The following is a 17,466-nucleotide window of genomic DNA, read 5'->3' as shown; positions in this document are numbered from 1 at the left end:
TGCGCCCCCGCCATGCGGGCCGGCGATGGTTCGTCAGATGAATGGCTCCTCAGGGTCGTTGGGTGAGGCCCTTGACGCGAAGGTGGTGAACGTCCGCACCGCACAAGGCGATTCCCGCGTTGTCAGTGGCGACTGGTAGACCAGTCGGTGTTCAGACGACCTACGACGGGGAGTGCGCGTGCGGGCGGGAGCAGTGCTGTGAGATTGCTGCACACATCGGACTGGCACCTGGGCCGGAGCTTTCACCGTGTCAGCCTGCTCGAGGCCCAGCGGGACTTCCTGAGCCACCTGCTCCGGACCGTCGAGGAGGAGCGCGTCGACGCCGTCCTCGTCGCAGGCGACGTCTACGACAGAGCGGTGCCCCCACTGGCCGCGGTCTCGCTCTTCGACGAGGCCCTTCACCGGCTCGCGCGGCTGGGCGTGCCCACCGTCATGATCTCCGGCAACCACGACTCGGCCCGCCGCCTGGGCGTCGGCTCCGGGCTGATGGAGCACGCCGGTGTCCACCTGCGTACCGATCCGGAGGGCTGCGGCACCCCGGTGCTGCTCTCCGACGCGCGCGGAGACGTGGCCTGTTACGGGCTGCCGTACCTGGAGCCGGGGCTCGTGTCCGCGTCGCTGGGCGCCGAGGACAGCGGCCACACGGCCGTGCTGCGGGCCGCGATGGACCGGGTCCGCGCCGATCTTGCCTCCCGCCCCGCCACGACGCGCGGCGTCGTACTCGCCCACGCCTTCGTCCACGGAGGTGAATCCTCCGACAGCGAGCGGGACATCACGGTCGGGGGAGTGGCCTCGGTGCCCGCCTCGGTCTTCGACGGCGTCCACTACGCGGCGCTCGGTCATCTCCATGGCTGTCAGACCATCAGCGAGCGCGTGCGCTACTCGGGTTCGCCGCTCGCCTACTCCTTCTCCGAGGCCGCCCACCGCAAGTCCATGTGGATCATCGACCTCGACGCAGAGGGAGAGGTCGACGCGCGACGCATCGACTGCCCCGTCCCGCGGCCTCTCGCCCGGCTGCGCGGCAGCCTGGAAGAACTCCTGCACGAGCCGGCCCACGCGGCCCACGAGGAGGCGTGGGTCGAGGCCACCCTCACCGACGCCACACGGCCGCACGGGCCGATGGCTCTCCTGTCCGAGCGGTTCCCGCACATCGTCAGCCTGGTCTTCGACCCCGAGCCCACCGGCGAGTCGGAGCCCCAGGTCTCCTACGCGCGGCGGCTGAAGGGCCGCAGTGACCAGGAGATCGCCGAGGACTTCGTGGGTCACGTCCGCACCGGCCGGGCCGCCGACAGCAGGGAGCGCAGGATGCTCGGCGAGGCCCTGGAGGCCGCCCGTGCGGAAGACATGGCGGACGAGGCACCGTACCGGGCGCAGGACCGGGCGCCGGGGGCGTACGGCGGGGCCGGCGCCGAAGGCTCCCCGGAGCGCGAGGAGGTCCGCGGATGAGGCTGCACCGGCTGACGGTCACGGCCTTCGGGCCCTTCGCAGGCACGCAGCACGTCGACTTCGACGAACTGTCCGCCGCCGGGCTCTTCCTCCTCCACGGTCCGACGGGCGCGGGCAAGACCTCCGTGCTCGACGCCGTCTGCTTCGCCCTCTACGGCACCGTCCCCGGTGCGCGCCAGCAGCCAGGCGGGACGCTCCGCAGCGATCACGCCGCGCCCGGCACGCTGACCGAGGTCGTCCTCGACCTCACCGTGGGCGGCCGCCGGCTCGAGATCACCCGCCGCCCGGAACAGAGCCGCCCCAAGCGCCGGGGCACCGGCAGCACGCGGGAGCGTGCGCAGTCGTGGCTGCGCGAGTGCGACGCCGGCACCGGGGAATGGCGGGGCCTGAGCCGCTCGCACCAGGAGATCGGCGAAGAGATCGCCCAACTCACCGGCATGAGCCGCGACCAGTTCTGCCAGGTCGTCCTGCTTCCGCAGGGCGACTTCGCCCGCTTCCTCCGGGCGAGCGCCGAGGACCGCGCAAAGCTGCTCGGGCGGCTCTTCGACACGGGCCGGTTCGCCGCAGCAGAGGAACAGCTGGCCCGAATGCGGCGAAGCGCGCAGGACGAGGTGCGCGCGGGGGACGAGACGCTGCTCGGCCTCCTGCACCGCATGCGGCAGGCGTTCGGCAGTGGCGGCGACCCGGACGGGACCGCCCCCGGCGGAGTGGGCACCGCCGAGGAGGACGCGGGCGGCGCGCTGCCAGGACAGCGCGCACGCGACGCCACGCGTCGGCAGGGCCAACCCCAGGACGGGTCCACCGGCGAGGATTCCCTCTCGCCGGGCGCCCCGGGGCTGACGGCCGCCGTACTGGAATGGGCCGCCCTGGCCCGTGCGAGCGCCCGCGAACGGCTGGACATCGCGGTCATCGCCTCCGCCTCCGCCGAATCGGCCCACGCCGAGGCGATGTCGCAGCTCGCCGAGACCCGTGAACTCGTCCGACGGCAGCGGCAGTACGCCGACGCGGAGGAACGCGCCCGGGACCTGGAGGAGCGAGCGGCCGAGCGCGAGGAGACCCGGCAGCGCCTGGAGCGCGCCCGCGCCGCCGCCGCTGTGGCCCCCGCGGTCGCCCTCCACGAGTCGGCCGTCGCCGCCCATGAGAAGGCGATGGCCGAGCAGACGCATTGCCGCGGACGGCTGCCTGCCGGGCTGGGCGAGGCACCCGCCCCCGAACTGGCGCGCATGGCGGGGGAATACCGCCAGGAGCTCGGCTCACTGGAGGGGGCGCGGCGCGCGGAGGAACGCCGCCGCGACATCGACGGTGAACTCGCCGATCTGGAACGCGAATCGCGCACGGACGAGGAGACCCTGCGCGAGGCCACGGACTGGCTCTCACGCTGGGAGAGCGAGCGCCACACGCACCAGCAGCGCGTCGACCGCGCGCAGGAAGCCGCCACTCGCGCCGAGCAGTTGGCGGGCCGGCTGGATCCCGCTAAGCAGCGTCTCGACGCCGCCCGGCGCCGAGACGAGCTGACGCAGCAGGAGGCTCAAGCCGGGCAGCGGCTTCTGACCGCACGTGAGTCGGCGGCCGAGGCCCACGAGGAGTGGCTGAATCTGAAGGACCAGCGGCTGCGCGGCATCGCCGCCGAACTCGCCGCCCAGTTGCGTGACGGCGAGCCCTGCACCGTCTGCGGGGCGACCGCGCACCCCGATCCGGCGCTCCCCGGAGCCGGAGCCGTCGACCAGGCAGCCGAGGACGGGGCATGGGCCGCGTACCGCACAGCCGAAGCAGCGCGTGAGGAGGCGGACGCCGCGGCGCACCGCCTTCGGGAAGCGCTGGCCGCGGCCGTCGCCGAGTCGCACGGGGAGGAGACCGGCGCACTCAGCGCGACTGTCGGGGAGCTGACCGAGGCACATGAGCGGGCACGCGAAGAAGCGGCCGACGCCCACGCCGCACGGGAATCTTTCGCGCGGGCCGAGCGGGAACACTCCGAACGCGTCGCTCAGCAGCAGACCGCCGAGCGCCGCGTCGCTGCCCGTGCGTCGCACCGGGAGGCTCTCCAGCGTGAACGGGCCACGGCGACGGCCCAGTTGGAGAAGGCCCGCGGAGATGCCCCCAGCGTCGCCGAACGTGCAGCGGTCCTCCAGCGCCGTACCGCCCTGCTCGACGAGGCCGCCGACGCCGCCCGCAGGGCACATGAGACCGGCAGCCGTGTGGAGGAGACCGCCGCCCAGCTTGCCGCCGCAGCGGACCGCGCTGGATTCGAGGGTCCCGAGGCCGCGGGCGCCGCGGTCCTCGGCGACGATGAACAGCGCGTCCTCGCAATACGGTTGGAGGAGTGGCGGGCGACCGAGGCCACCGTCGGCACGGAGCTGAAGGACCCGGACCTGATCGCGGCGGCGGCGCTCCCGCCCGCGGACCCCGAGGCCGCACAGCACGCCACGGATGAGGCCACCCGCCGCCTGCGCGCGGCCTCGGCCGCCGAGGAGGCCGCCCGCACGCGCTGTGCCGAGCTCGACAGGCTCACCCGGCAGGCCGTCGACGGAGCGCAGAGGCTCGCCCCCCTGCGTGAGGTCCATGAGCGGGTGGCGCGCCTCGCGGGTCTGGCGGCCGGTACCTCGGCGGAGAACGAGCACCGGATGCGCCTGGAGTCCTATGTGCTGGCCGCCCGCCTGGAGCAGGTGGCCGCGGCCGCGAGCGCACGTCTGTCCCGCATGTCCGCGGGCCGCTACACCCTCGTCCACTCCGACGCACGCTCCTTCGGGCGGGCACGCTCCGGCCTCGGTCTCCATGTCATCGACGCCTGGACCGGCGCGGAGCGCGACACGGCGACGCTCTCCGGCGGTGAGACGTTCTCCGCGTCCCTCGCGCTGGCCCTCGGTCTCGCCGACGTCGTCACCGACGAGGCCGGCGGCACACGACTGGAGACCCTCTTCATCGACGAGGGATTCGGCAGCCTCGACGAGCAGACACTCGACGAGATCCTCGACGTCCTGGACTCGCTGAGGGAACGAGACAGGTGCGTCGGAATCGTCAGCCATGTCGCCGACCTGCGGCAACGCATCCCCGTCCAACTGGAGATCACCAAGTCGCGGAAGGGCTCGGCGCTGCACCACCGGTCGGCACCGGCCCACGCCTGAGGGGGTGGCGTGTCCGCCGCGCGGGAAATCCACCTGACGTGCGGGCCGGGGGGCACCAGGCTGTGCGCCATGACTCCCTCACCCCGCCGCGATCCGCTGCCGCTGCGCGGCCGCACCGCCCTCATCACCGGAGCCAGCCGCCGTGCCGGCATCGGCCATGCCGTGGCCCGCCGCCTGGCGGCCTACGGCGCGAGCGTCTACCTGCACCACCACCGTCCTCACGATTCCGCACAGCCATGGGGCAGCGACTCTGAAGAACCCGAGGCCCTCGCCGACGACGTGCGCGAGGTTGCCGCACCGGGCGCGACCGTCGCACACGGTCCCGGCGACCTCACGGCAGTAGGAGCGCCGTCCCGCCTGATCGCCGAGGCGGCGGAGGCACTGGGCGGTGACGGGCTGGACATCCTCGTGGCCAACCACGCGCTCAGCGGCAGCGACGGGCCGCTCGAGACGGTCGACGAAGGGATGCTCGATGCGCACTGGGCTGTGAACACGCGCTCGGTGATCCTGTTGATCCAGGCCTTCGCACGCCTACCGCGCCCGGACGACGGCCCGGCCGGCCGGATCGTCGTGATGACCTCGGGCCAGGACGTACGCGGCGGAATGCCCGAGGAGGTCTGCTACAGCCTCGCGAAGGGCGCACTGGCCTCGTCCGTACGCACGCTCGCGACGGCGCTGGCGCCCCGCATCACCGTCAACGCGGTCAACCCCGGACCCGTGGACACCGGTTACCTCAGCGGTGAGGAACACGCCGCAGTCGCAGCGCTGTTCCCGGGCGGCCGCTGGGCCACGCCGGACGACCCGGCACGCCTCGTCTCCTGGCTCACCACCGACGAGTCGGCCTGGATCACCGGCGAGGTCATCAACTCCGAGAACGGCTTCGCGCGTTCACCGTGACGGTCAATGAACCGACCAGTCGACGGGCCGATTTGTCGCCAAGTCGCTCAACCGACGAACCATGCTGGTGTTGCGCCCGGCCTCAACAGCCGGGCGCACACGCCACGTTCTTCCAGACGAGAGGGTCCTGGTGGGGCGTCAGAGCGCCGACAGCTCCGCGACCAGGTCGTCCAGACCCAGCGACCCCTGCGAGAGAGCAGCCATGTGCCACCGCTTCGGGTCGAACTCGTCCCCGTGCGCCTTGCGCGCCGCCTCACGTCCCGTCAGCCATGCGCGCTCGCCCAGCTTGTAGCCGATCGCCTGCCCCGGCATGCCGAGGTAGCGCACGAGCTCGCTCTCCACGAAGTCCGCGGGGCGACCGCTGTGCATGCCGAAGAACTCCTGCGCGAGTTCAGGGGTCCACTGCTCGCCCGGACGGAATGGCGAGTCGTCCGGGATGCGCAGCTGAAGATGCATGCCGATGTCGACGATGACCCGCGTCGCGCGCATCATCTGCGCGTCCAGATAGCCCAGCCGCTGCTCGGCGTTGGCGAGGAAGCCGAGCTCGTCCATGAGCCGCTCCGCGTACAGGGCCCAGCCCTCGGCGTTGGCGCTGACCATGCCGACCGTCGTCTGGTAGCGGGAGAGTTCGTCGGCGACGTGTGCCCACTGCGCCAGCTGCAGATGGTGGCCCGGAACGCCCTCGTGGTACCAGGTGGAGACCAGGTCGTAGACGGGGAAGCGGGTCTCACCCATGGTGGGCAGCCAAGTGCGGCCCGGGCGGGAGAAGTCCAGTGACGGCTGGGTGTAGTACGGCGCCGCCGCGCCGCCCGGGGGAGCGATGCGGGACTCCACGCGCTTGACGCGCTCGGCCAGTTCGAAGTGGGTGCCGTCCAGCTTCTCGATGGCCTCGTCCATGAGGCCCTGAAGCCACTCGCGCACCTCATCGACGCCTTCGACGGCCTCGCCCTCGGTGTCGAGATGGCGAAGCGCCTCCCACGGAGTCGCCGCGCGCGGGAGGATCTTCTCCGCCTCGGTGCGCATCTCGCCGAGCAGACGGTGGAATTCGGCCCAGCCGTAGGCGTACGCCTCGTCCAGGTCGAGGTCCGCGCCGTTCCAGTAGCGGGCCCACCGGGCGTACCGCTCGCGGCCGACGGTCTCCGGGGAGCCGGCGACGCCGGGCTGGTACACGTCTCGGAGCCAGTCGCGAAGCTCCCTGATCGCGCCGGTGGCTTCGGCGGCGGCAGACGCGAGGACCTCGTGCAGCGCCTCGGGGCCTTCCGCCGCGAAGGCGGCGAACCAGCCCTTGCCGTCGCCTCCCTCGCTTTCGCCCACCCACTCGTCCAGCTGCCCGAGGACGGTGGAGACCTGGCGGGGCCCCGCGTGCAGCCCCTTGGCCAGACCGGCCTCGAGCGACTCCCGGTAGCCGTCGAGGGCCTCGGGCACGGCGCGCAGCCGCTGGGCGACGTTGGTCCAGTCCGCCAGCGTCTCGGACGGCATGACGGTGAAGATCCCGCGCACCGCGTGGGCGGGGGAGTGGAGGTTGCTGACGGCACGCAGGCCTTCCTGCGCGTCGTGCACGGCGAGTTCCGCCGTCAGCCGTTCCCGCAGCAGCCGGGCGCAGCGCCGTTCCGCGTCGCTGTCGGCTCCGGGCCGCTCCTCGGCCTCGGCGAGACGGCGCAATGTGGTGCGGCTCAGCTCGGCGAGGCCCTCCTGACCCGCAGGGGAGAAGTCGGGAAGGCGGCTGTGACTCTCCGGCACTCCGAGGTAGGTACCGGTGATCGGGTCGAGTTCGACGAGAGCGTCGACGTAGGCGTCGGCGACCTGTCGCGGCAGGGGGGTGGGGTTCATGGGATCGGACATGTTCCCATCCTGGTACGCGCAGGCCCCCGGCGTCATCAGCATCTGCCGTGCCGGGGGCCCGCGAGGCTTCCACAGGTCACCGGCCCGCCGCGGTCGCCCTGCGGCAGTTCGGGTCCGGTGCTTCTGCCCGCGCGGCCGCCGGCCCGCTCAGCTCCGTCCTTCGGAGGCTGCCGGGGCACCGGCCGGGGCCACGGCGGACGCGGCGGAGACGGACGTCGACGCGCAAGCATGCGCGCTGCCCACGACACCGGGAGCGTCACCCGTGAGCCGGGCGGTGATGACGAGCGTCCGGTCCTCGACCTGGTGGTCGAGGGGCATCCCGAGCTTGCGCATTGCGGCGACCATGGCCGTGTTCGACGCCTGGGTGACGGCGTAGATGTCGGAGGACCCCGCCTCGATCGCCAACCGGGCCAGCCGGCGCAGGAGTTCGGTGCCGATGCCCCTGTGCTGCCAGTCGTCCTCCACGATGAGGGCGACCTCGGCCTCGTCGCCGTCCCACAGCAGGTGGCCGAGCGCGACCAGCTTCCCCGACGCCGTCCGGGCCGACAGCGTCCGGCCGAAGTGCGGCGAGAGCAGGTGGCGCAGGTAGCGGTCGGCCTCGCTCACAGGTCCGTGGTAGCGCTGGGCCAGCGTCGAGGTCGAGCACCGCTCGTGCATCTTCACGGCGGCATCCAGGTCGGCGGTGTCCGCGCGGCGCACGGTGACCGGCAGGCCCTCGGGCAGGGTCAGCCTGTCCGGGGAGCGCGGGACACGGGCGCCGGCGCCCAGCACCCGATCGAGCTCCACGAGGGCACCGGCGCGTGCGAACTCGGCGGGCGTGAAGGGCAGTTGAGGCCGTTCGATGACGAGGACGCCACCGGCCGGGTCCGGCAGCCGCAGCACGGTCTCTTCGTACGTTCCCTCCGGCGGCACCTCGAGTGTCGACGGCACTCCGGAGACGGGTGAGACGGGTGGCACGGACCGCACAGTGCACCGGCCGAGCAACTGCCGTAGTGCGAGGGGGAGTTCGGCGGTGTCGAGGGCGGTGCGGGCGGCCAGGCGCAGCACACGCGTCGGGGTGTCGACGAGGTCGTGCGCGTCGGCGCGCTCCACCCAGGTGCTGATTCCGCCCGCCTCGTTCACGAGCCTTGTGAGTTCGGCGGCCTCCAGTTCCTCGGGCGCGCGAAGGACGAACTCGTCCATCGCGTGCTCACCGCCGGGCGTCGCGCGCCCGCTTGAGCCCTCGACGTCCTTCCGGCCCTCCCCGTCCTTGCCGTCCGCCTTCGGGCCGAGGGCCGCGCTCTCCCTGTTGGGTCCCTCCGGGCACGTGCTCTCTCCGGCTCCGTGGGCCGGGGTCTCCCCGGGCCGAAGGCCCAGGGGAAAAGTCTGCAACGAAACGATGTCCACCCCCTGCCGGGCGAACGCCCCGCACAGCTGCGCGAGGGTCCCCGGCTCGTCCGGAACGGTCGTGCGCATCCGCCACAGCGAAGTCGCCCCGGTCGACTGGGACTTCACTCCGGCCAGGACGGCGCCTGCGGCGTCTCCCGGCGGTGACTGCGGGCGGTGTCGGCGGAACAGCGAGCGGCAGTTGCCTAGCCCTGCGAGGAGGCCGCGGAGGTCCTGCCGGGATCGCTGCTCGTTCTGTGACATGTCAGTCATGACATCACTCTCACGCACCGGCATTGCCTGATCAAGAACGCCTTGTGACCGATGAGTTAAGGATGTTCTGTCCGGTCGATGCCGCTTTCTTCCCCGTCGTCACGAGGACCGCGACCCGTGCCACCGGTCCCTGACTCTTGGCGTACGAGCCTGCGCAGCACGCGCCCGCATCTGCGGGCGTACCACCTCTGGAAGACGGGCAGCAGCGGGCCCGCGGCCACCGTGAGCCAGCTCGCCGGCAGGCTGAAGGCAAGGACCTCCAGCAGCACGGTCCCGTCCTCGTCGTGGACGACGACGAACGCCTCCTCGCCGCGCACCGGATGGCCGGGGAGCGTTCCGTACGCCCATCCGGTGCGCCGCTCCTCCTCCACGGTCCACACCACCCGGCACGGCGCGTGGGTGCGCAGCGCACCGACGCCCAGGCCCACGACGACCTCCACGCCGGGAGCCGCCCGGACCGCGTCCGTGCCGAAGCGCACACCCGCCGTCCGGTGGAGCCGCCACGTCATCACCGCATCCGCGGCGACGGCGAATTCGGCGTCGCCGCGGCCCACTCTGCTGCTGACCCGCAGGGTGCGGAAACCCGCCGGACAGTGCGCGTGGCTCTTGCCGGTTGCTCCCACGCCCGGGTAGCCGAGCGGTTGCTGACCGTCAGTCACGCCGCCACCGGCCCCGCGCTCACTGGCCGACCCGGCCCGGCTGCAGCACCTTCGTGAACAGGACCTCGCCTCCCTGCTCCCGCAGCCGGACCGTCAACTCGCCGCTGCCGCCGTCGATGTCGACCTGTCCGAAGTACTGACCGCCGTCGCTGGGCGGCGTGTTGGCCTTCTGCGGCGCCTTGATGAAGGCCTGCGAGGGTCCGAAGGTGCTGTCGAGCTTCAGGGCGGGGAATCCGCCGGCGTTGAGCGGACCAGACACGAACTCCCAGAAGGGTTCGAAGTTTTTGAAGGCCGCCTGTGACGGGTCGTAGTGCTGCGCCGAGGTGTAGTGGACGTCGGTGGTGAACCACACGGTGCCGGTGATGCGTTCACTCTTGATGTGGCGCAGTAGTTCGGCGATCTGGAGTTCCCTGCCCAGCGGCTTGCCCGGGTCGGTCTGTGCGACGCCCTCGAAATCGGTCTTGCCGTCGGGCACAGCGAGGCCGAGGGGCATGTCCGCAGCGATGACCTTCCACACGGCCCGCGAGCGCGACAGCGCCTTCTTCAGCCACGTCAACTGGGTCTCGCCCAGGATGCCTTGGGGATCCTGCTCCTGCTTGCCGGGGGAGTTGGCGTTGCGGTAGGTGCGCATGTCGAGGGCGAAGACGTCCAGCATCGGGCCGTGGTGGACGACGCGGTAGACGCGTCCGTGCCGGTCCTTCGCCGGGAGCGTGGTGAGCGGGTGGTACTCACTGAAGGCCCGCAGTGACCGGGCGGCGAGCGTGTCGACGTCCTTCACCGTGTAGCGGTCGTCCTCGAGGATCTCGCCCGGATACCAGTTGTTGAGCACCTCGTGGTCGTCCCACTGGACGATCGAGGGCACCTGCGCCTGGAAACGGCGGAGGTTCTCGTCCAGCAGGTTGTAGCGGAAGTTGCCGCGGAACTCGGCGAGGGTCTCGGCTACCTTGGACTTCTCCTCGGTGGTGACGTTGCGCCACACGCCGCCGTCCGGCAGTTCGACCTTCTCCGTGATGGGCCCGTCGGCGTAGATGGTGTCGCCGCTGTTGAGGAAGAAGTCCGGGTCCAGGCCGCGCATCTCCTCGAAGATCGCATAGCCGCCCCGGTCGGGGTTGATGCCCCAGCCCTGCCCCGCCAGGTCCCCGGACCACAGGAACCGCACGCCCTTCCGGCGCCGGTCCGGCGCCGTGCGGAAGGTGCCGCGCACCGGCTCTCCCGTACGACGCGGATCGTCGGGGTCCGCGAGCGTGACGCGGTAGAAGATCTGCTCCCCTGCGGGTAGCCCCCGCACGGGTGTGACACCGGTGAAGTCGGTGCCGGGCCCCACGACGGGGCCCTCCCAGCGGCGCGCATGGCGGAACGACTCCGTCGCCGAGGTCTCGACGAGCATCCTGGCCCGGCGGTCGGCCCGCACCCACACCAGGCCCGAAGAGGTCGTCACATCACCGGCCTGCACACCCCACTTGGCCTCCGGACGCCCCGCGAGCGCGTGCGACGGGGCGGCACCCGAGAGCGCGGGCAGGGAGAGAGCGGCGGAAGCGGCGAGCGAGCCGCGCAGCATCGCGCGCCGTCCCGGTGCCGTGCCGCCGGTCGTGCGGGAGATGGGGTCCTCGTGCGCCATGGACGAGCCTCCTGGATCGCTGTTGGACGGAGCAGGCTTGTACGGACCGAACGGGGCGATACGTATCACCGCCCCATGGGCGGTGCACGCGACACCTCGGCGAGCGCAGCGGTGAACACTGGACTCAGTGAACACCGACGCCGCAACGGCAGAAAGGGTTCCGGTCACTCCGGCCCGCCTCCGGCGTTCTGGTACGCATCCCATCCGGAGGCTTGACGGCCGTCCCGGCTGCCCCCAAGCTCTCTCCATGCGTCCTGACCTGGAGCGTCGGCGCTGTTCCGTGCGCGCACGCGTCCATGCCGACGCTCGCACGGTTCCGTGACGGGGAGCGGCGGGACCACCGCGGGGGAGGGGCCTGCGGAAAGGGGTCGCGGAGAGCGCCGCGGGACGGACGCAGCAGCGGCACGGACGCCGAACACCCTTCCGCCCGGCGGACTTTCGGCGCAGGACCGTCACAATCCCCAATGCCAGCTCGTGACCTCCGAGGAGTTAAGTTCGGTGATGAATCCGGGACACGCGGCAACGCATCCCTTCTCGCCTGCCAAGGGCCCTGCGCAGGCTGCCGCGTTCCCTGCCCCTGTCGTTGAGGAACTGCCGTGATGCCGCACCACCCGCCCCTGCCTCCTCCCAGCCTGCCGCGCCGTTCGCTGCCGCGCCGGGTGGTAACGGAGCAGAGCTGATGCGGCGGACGACCGGGGGGCAGGGCCGCGGGATCCGTCCCGTGTACAGCCCGGCCGGCTTCGACAACGAACTGCGCGGCGCGCTCGAGGAGTTGCGGGCAGGTCGCTGGATGGCGATGCGCGCGCTTCTCGACCGCACGGGCACCTCATGGGGTCTTCGGACGGCCCGTTCGCAGGTGCTGGGCGTCGTTGCTGCCGGATCGCAGGTGGTGGAGGCCTGGCTCCAGGAGGACCCCCGCAGCGCCGACGCTCACACCATGCTCGCGAGGGTGTCGGTGGAGCGGGCCGTCCGCGCGCGTCGTGAACACCACCACAGCGCGGGCGAGTTGGAGAAGACAGCCCGCCAGGAGTGCCACGCCGCCGCCGAGATGCTGCCCGCCGATCCCGTGCCGTGGGTGTGCCTGCTCGCGCTCGCACGCCTCGATGAGCGCCAGGAGCGTGGTGAGCACCGCGAGCGCGCAGCCGAGCCCATGCTGCCGCCCGGCCCCTGGGGACTGCTCTACCGCGTCTACGAGCGCGACAGATACAACCGCGAGGCCCACCACCGCATGCTCCACTTCCTGCACGCGCGCTCGGAGGGGAGTTTCTCCACGCGTGCCTCAGCGGTCGACTTCGTCCGCTGGGTCTCCTCATGGGCCCCCGCCGGGTCGGCGCTGCTGGCGCTCCCGCTCTACGCCTACGTCGAGCAGTACCGCCGCCAGGTTGCGGAAGGCAGGACGGATCCGCTGCTGCGGCAGCAGTGGGCCCACGATCCCGTCGCCCTCGATGCCCGTACGGCTCTGCACGGCTGGTTCGACCACACGGACCCCACCAGCCAGTCCGTTCTGGACCTCAACCACCTGGCTCACGCCCTGTGGGCGGGCAAGCGGGCGGTGGACGCGGCTCGCGTCTTCGCCGCGCTGGGCCCCTACTTCACCCAGCAGCCCTGGCTCCAGGTCGCCGAGGATCCCGAACGTCCCGAAGCCGCCAGGGCGGAGTACTGCCGGGCACGCGAAGAGTCCTTCGCCGCGGACAGCTGATCACCGCACCCGCCCCGCTCTCACCGCCCCTCCCAGACCCGCCGCCCCCCGTCTCTCCTCTACTCCCTCGCCCCACCAGGAGGTTCCGTTGATTCCCACGGTCAGGCATCGCCGTGACGACCGGATCGACGACGACGCCAAGCTGCGCGATCTGGGCTACCACCCCGTTCTGATCCGGCGCATGGGCCCGTTCGGCAATTTCGCCATCAGCTTCTCGGTCGTGTCCGTCCTTTCCGGATGCATGACGCTGTACGGGTTCGGCCTGATAACCGGAGGGCCCGCGGTGATGGTGTGGGGCTGGCTCCTGGTCGGCCTGATGGTGATGTTCGTCGGTGCCGGACTGGCCGAGGTCACCAGCGCGTACCCGACCTCCGGCGCGCTGTACTACATGGCCGACCAGCTCGGCGGGCGCCGGTGGGGCTGGTACACCGGGTGGCTGAATCTCCTGGGGCTGCTCGGGACCCTCGCGGGAATCGACTACGGTGCGGCCCTGTTCACGGGCGCGCTGCTCAACCTCCAGTGGGGAGTCGATCCGACACCGGGCGTCGTGATGCTGATCTTCCTGTGCATCCTCGTGCTGCACGCCGCCCTCAACCTCTTCGGGGTGCGACTGGTCAGCGTGCTCAACTCGGTGAGCGTGTGGTGGCACTTCGCCGGTGTGGCCGTGATCGTCGGTGTGCTGGCCTTCGTGCCCTCCGAGCACCGCACGGCTTCCTTCGTCTTCGGTGAGTTCGTCAACCACACCGGCTGGTCCAGTTCGCTCTATGTCGTGATGATCGGGTTGCTGCTGGCGCAGTACACGTTCACCGGGTACGACGCCAGCGCCCATCTGTCGGAGGAGACCACCGACGCGGAGGTCAGCGCCGCACGGGGCATCGTCCGCGCCCTCGGATGGTCGTGGGTCGCGGGCTTCGTCCTGCTCGTCGGGGTGACCTTCACCATCCAGGACTACGCGGGCACCCAGAACAGCGCCACGGGTGTGCCGCCCGCGCAGATCTTCCTCGACGCGCTGGGCCTGACCGGCGCGAAGCTGCTGCTGCTCATCGTGATCATCGCCCAGCTCTTCTGCGGCAACGCCGAGGTCGCCGCGTCAAGCCGCATGGTCTTCGCCTTCTCCCGCGACGGGGCGCTGCCCTTCTCCGCGCTGTGGCGGCGTGTGAGTCCGCGTACTGGCACTCCGGCGGCTGCCGTGCTGCTGACCGTCGCCGTGGCGGCGCTGCTCGCGCTGCCCGCCCTCTACAGCAAGGCGGCCTACGGCGCGGTCACCGCCATCGCCGTCATCGGCATCACCCCGGCCTACGCAATCCCGATCTTCCTCCGGCTGCGGTACAAGGAGCGCTTCCGTCAGGGGAAGTGGAACCTGGGCCGCTGGAGCGTTCCCATCGGCTGGACGGCCGTGGTGTGGGTCGCCTTCGTGACGGTGCTCTTCTGCCTCCCGCAGACGAACCCGGTCAACGTCGAGTCCTTCAACTACGCGCCCATCGCGCTGATCTGCGTGCTCGGACTGGCGTCCTTCTGGTGGGCTGTGGCCGGGCGCGGGTCGTACACGACTCCGACGTTCAGCACCAGCAGCGGCGACCGTGAACTCGCGGAAATGAGCGAGGAGATCGTCTGACGTCCCGTCACGGGCGGGCCGGGCCCGGTTCCAGGGGCGGAGAACCTCCTCCGGCCCGGGCCCGATGCACCGCCGGTGCGGCGCGCCTACGGTGCCGGTGTGCGGCGGCCTCTCGGCACACCGCTCACACCGACGAGCACCGGGAGTCGCCGTGTACGGCCGTCACCACATCCGCATCGCAAGGCCGTCGAAGGACCTGACGGCGGCCGAGCACTTCTGGACCGAGGGACTGGGCATGGACGTCCTCTTCCGCACGGAGGCAGCGTCGGCCGGAGCGGACGCTGATGATGACGGGAGTGGTGACGGCGAGCGGTACGCGCTGCTGATGACCGGGTGGCGGGATGCCGGCTGGCACCTGGAGCTGGCCCTCGACCCGCGGACCCCGGTGAGGCCCCGGCCCACCGACGAGGATCTGCTGGTGATCTACATGGACGGGCCCGTACCCGACAGCCTCGTCGAGCGGCTTGAGCGATGCGGCGGTACGCGCGTTCCCGCCCGCAACCCGTACTGGGACCGATGGGGCGTGACCGTTCAGGATCCCGACGGCTACCGGCTGGTGCTCTCGACGCGGGGCTGGGCACCGGAGGGCGGGGGCTGAGGTTCGCGCGCGGTCGGGGTCCGGTTCGTGCCCGGCGTTTCCGTCACGTCCCGGCTGCCCTGCGGTGGACCTGTCCGGACGGGGGTAGGGGATCATCCGAGACCCACAGGGAAGGAACGCACATTGAGCCGCGACGGCGACGCGACCGGCAGCACGGCGCAGGGCAGAACCGGGCAGGGGGGCACGGCGAGCGAGACGGCAGACAGCACCGCATCGGGCAACGCCGCGTTGGGACGCAAGACCTTCAAGCGGTCCAGGAGCCACTTCACGGACCGGATCACCGCTGACGGCGCGGACGGCTGGCCCGTCGAGGCGGACCGCTACCGCCTCGTCATCAGCCGTGCCTGTCCGTGGGCGAGCCGGGCGGCGATCTCGCGTCGGCTGCTGGGACTTGAGGGAGCGCTGTCGCTCGCCATCACCGATCCCCTTCAGGACGACCGCAGTTGGCGCTTCACCCTCGACCCGGGGGACAAGGACCCGGTACTCGGCATCCGCTTCCTGCACGAGGCGTACGACGCCCGCGAGAGCGAGTACCCGGGCGGGGTGAGCGTCCCCGCGATCGTCGATGTCCCCAGCGGCCGGCTGGTCACCAACGACTACCAGCAGCTGACCTTGGACCTGGCCACAGAGTGGACGGGTCTGCACCGCTCCGGTGCCCCGGATCTGTACCCGGAGAAGCTGCGGGACGAGATCGACGAGGTGATGGAGGGCGTCTACGAGGACGTCAACAACGGCGTCTACCGGTCCGGCTTCGCGGCCGGGCAGGAGGAGCACGAGCGGGCGTACGGCGACGTCTTCCGTCGCCTGGACCTGCTCTCCGAACGGCTGGCCGGCCGCCGCTACCTGGTCGGGGAGACCATCACCGAGGCCGACATCCGTCTCTTCGTCACCCTCGTACGCTTCGACGCCGTCTACCACGGCCACTTCAAGTGCAACCGCTCCAAGATCGCCGAGGATCCGGTGCTGTGGGCGTACGCCCGTGACCTGTACCAGACCCCCGGCTTCGGCGACACGGTCGACTTCGACCACATCAAGCGGCACTACTACGGGGTGCACACGGGCATCAACCCGACGGGCATCGTCCCGGCCGGACCGGATCTCGCGGGCTGGCTGGCCCCGCACGACCGCGAGCAGCTGGGCGGGCGGCCCTTCGGCGACGGCACTCCGCCGGGCCCGGTGCCCGCCGGGGAAGAGGTGCCCGCGGAGCACCGGCCCTGAGCAGATGCGGGACCCGGCACTGGCCGGGTCCCGCGCCGCGCGGCCGACTTCCCTGTGTGCGCTTCCGCCTCAGGCCGCAGCCCGTACCGTCTCCAGCACCAGCCTGGCCACCAGGGCGGGGTCGTCGTTCATCGGCACGTGACCGCAGCCGGGCAGCGGTACGAGACGTGCCTCCGGTATCGCCTTCTTCGCCCTGCTGGCCTGACGGCGCAGCAGCAGCCGGTCCTTCTCGCCCCATCCGATCGTCACGGGAAGGCCGGGAATGTCCTGGTCGAAGATCACATCCGGGCTCCGACCGACCTCGAGCGTCGGGGCGAACCCGGTGGCCGCACGCATCGAGCGCGTCTCGGCCACGACGGCCTCCGGGGAACGGCGTCCCGGCCGGGCGTAGATGGTGCTGGTGAGCGCCGCGCGGCCGACGGCACTGCGGGCCATGCCCCGGAGCACTCCGTCCGGTATCCCCTTGGCGCCGGCGCGCATCCCCATCAGCACGGCGTAGGCGTAGCGCCGCTCCCAGCCCTTCCAGAAACCGGCGGGGGAGAGGGCCGTGACGGAACGGGCGTGTCCGTGCAGCGCGAGCTCCAGCGCGAGCAGGCCACCCAGGGAATTGCCCACCACATGAGGACGCTCCAGGCCCAGCGCGGCGAACGCGTCGTTCAACAGCGGTATGACGCTGCCCAGTTCGTAGGAGACGCCGTCCGGCAGCTGCGGTGAGGCGCCGAAGCCCGGCAGGTCGATCGCGATCACCTCGCAGGAGGCGGCCAGGACGCTCAGCACCGGCTCCCATGCCTGCCAGTGGTGCCCGATGCCGTGCAGCAGGACGACCGGCTCGCCGCTTCCGCGGCGCTCGTAGGCGAGGTCGAAGTCCGGCCGCCCGTCGGGGGAGACGTGCACGAAGGACTCGGTGACGGGCACGGGCGCATGGGGGGAGGCGACGGCTGTCATGGTCCACTCCTCGTCGGTTCTCGTACGTCGGGCACCGGACGGCCTCCTGCGGGGGCCGCATCGGTACGTAGACACGATGTCAGCAAGTGACCCGTCGCGGAACCCTCCAGATGAGTACGCGCCCGGCGCGGCCGGGACGCGGGTGCGCACAACCGTGCCGGACCGGGGT

12 protein-coding genes are annotated in these 17,466 nt (G+C 71.6%); 7 read left to right on the top strand and 5 right to left on the bottom strand.

All coding sequences use genetic code 11. The annotated features are described in order from the left end of the window. Positions 1 to 198 precede the first annotated feature (198 nt). The 3 genes from I004_RS35365 to I004_RS0122195 all read left to right on the top strand — a co-directional run bounded on the left by I004_RS35365 (position 199) and on the right by I004_RS0122195 (position 5,465). Positions 199 to 1,446 carry an exonuclease SbcCD subunit D gene (locus I004_RS35365; RefSeq protein ID WP_078511606.1) on the top strand — a complete coding sequence of 416 codons (1,248 nt, stop codon included), beginning with the start codon at positions 199 to 201 and terminating at the stop codon, positions 1,444 to 1,446. Continuing rightward, complete coding sequence (locus I004_RS0122200) at positions 1,443 to 4,568, top strand: AAA family ATPase (RefSeq protein WP_028437321.1); 3,126 nt, start codon at positions 1,443 to 1,445, stop codon at positions 4,566 to 4,568. Before I004_RS35365 ends, I004_RS0122200 begins: the two co-directional genes overlap by 4 nt. 69 nt (positions 4,569 to 4,637) lie before the next feature. Next, on the top strand, positions 4,638 to 5,465 hold the full coding sequence (locus tag I004_RS0122195) for an SDR family oxidoreductase (RefSeq protein WP_037977281.1): 828 nt from the start codon (positions 4,638 to 4,640) through the stop codon (positions 5,463 to 5,465). Positions 5,466 to 5,603: 138 nt separating this feature from the next. Here the strand turns inward: I004_RS0122195 and I004_RS0122190 are convergent, their stop codons facing one another. From I004_RS0122190 to I004_RS0122175, 4 genes are all read right to left on the bottom strand, one after another. Next, positions 5,604 to 7,307: a DUF885 domain-containing protein gene (locus I004_RS0122190; RefSeq protein ID WP_028437319.1), complete on the bottom strand. Its 1,704-nt coding sequence runs from the start codon at positions 7,305 to 7,307 to the stop codon at positions 5,604 to 5,606. Between the two features lie 147 nt (positions 7,308 to 7,454). Beyond that, complete coding sequence (locus I004_RS35360) at positions 7,455 to 8,945, bottom strand: GNAT family N-acetyltransferase (RefSeq protein ID WP_486580172.1); 1,491 nt, start codon at positions 8,943 to 8,945, stop codon at positions 7,455 to 7,457. A gap of 56 nt (positions 8,946 to 9,001) precedes the next feature. Beyond that, complete coding sequence (locus tag I004_RS35355; protein WP_078511604.1) at positions 9,002 to 9,604, bottom strand: DUF1990 domain-containing protein; 603 nt, start codon at positions 9,602 to 9,604, stop codon at positions 9,002 to 9,004. Between the two features lie 19 nt (positions 9,605 to 9,623). Continuing rightward, on the bottom strand, positions 9,624 to 11,222 hold the full coding sequence (locus I004_RS0122175) for an alkaline phosphatase D family protein (RefSeq protein WP_037977279.1): 1,599 nt from the start codon (positions 11,220 to 11,222) through the stop codon (positions 9,624 to 9,626). A gap of 679 nt (positions 11,223 to 11,901) precedes the next feature. Here I004_RS0122175 and I004_RS39105 point away from each other — a divergent pair. The 4 genes from I004_RS39105 to I004_RS0122155 all read left to right on the top strand — a co-directional run bounded on the left by I004_RS39105 (position 11,902) and on the right by I004_RS0122155 (position 16,352). Further along, positions 11,902 to 12,921 carry a hypothetical protein gene (locus I004_RS39105; RefSeq protein WP_037977276.1) on the top strand — a complete coding sequence of 340 codons (1,020 nt, stop codon included), beginning with the start codon at positions 11,902 to 11,904 and terminating at the stop codon, positions 12,919 to 12,921. An 88-nt stretch (positions 12,922 to 13,009) separates the two neighbouring features. Then, on the top strand, positions 13,010 to 14,536 hold the full coding sequence (locus I004_RS0122165) for an amino acid permease (RefSeq protein ID WP_028437316.1): 1,527 nt from the start codon (positions 13,010 to 13,012) through the stop codon (positions 14,534 to 14,536). Between the two features lie 151 nt (positions 14,537 to 14,687). After that, positions 14,688 to 15,134 carry a VOC family protein gene (locus tag I004_RS0122160; protein WP_028437315.1) on the top strand — a complete coding sequence of 149 codons (447 nt, stop codon included), beginning with the start codon at positions 14,688 to 14,690 and terminating at the stop codon, positions 15,132 to 15,134. A gap of 228 nt (positions 15,135 to 15,362) precedes the next feature. Continuing rightward, positions 15,363 to 16,352, top strand: a complete 990-nt coding sequence (locus I004_RS0122155) for a glutathione S-transferase C-terminal domain-containing protein (RefSeq protein ID WP_028437314.1) — start codon at positions 15,363 to 15,365, stop codon at positions 16,350 to 16,352. Positions 16,353 to 16,421: 69 nt separating this feature from the next. Here the strand turns inward: I004_RS0122155 and I004_RS0122150 are convergent, their stop codons facing one another. Continuing rightward, on the bottom strand, positions 16,422 to 17,297 hold the full coding sequence (locus I004_RS0122150) for an alpha/beta fold hydrolase (protein ID WP_028437313.1): 876 nt from the start codon (positions 17,295 to 17,297) through the stop codon (positions 16,422 to 16,424). Positions 17,298 to 17,466: the final 169 nt, after the last annotated feature.

The organism is Streptomyces sp. TAA486, assembly GCF_000426165.1.
Note: the sequence above shows the minus strand (reverse complement) of the source record. Positions and strands in the feature narration are given on the sequence as shown.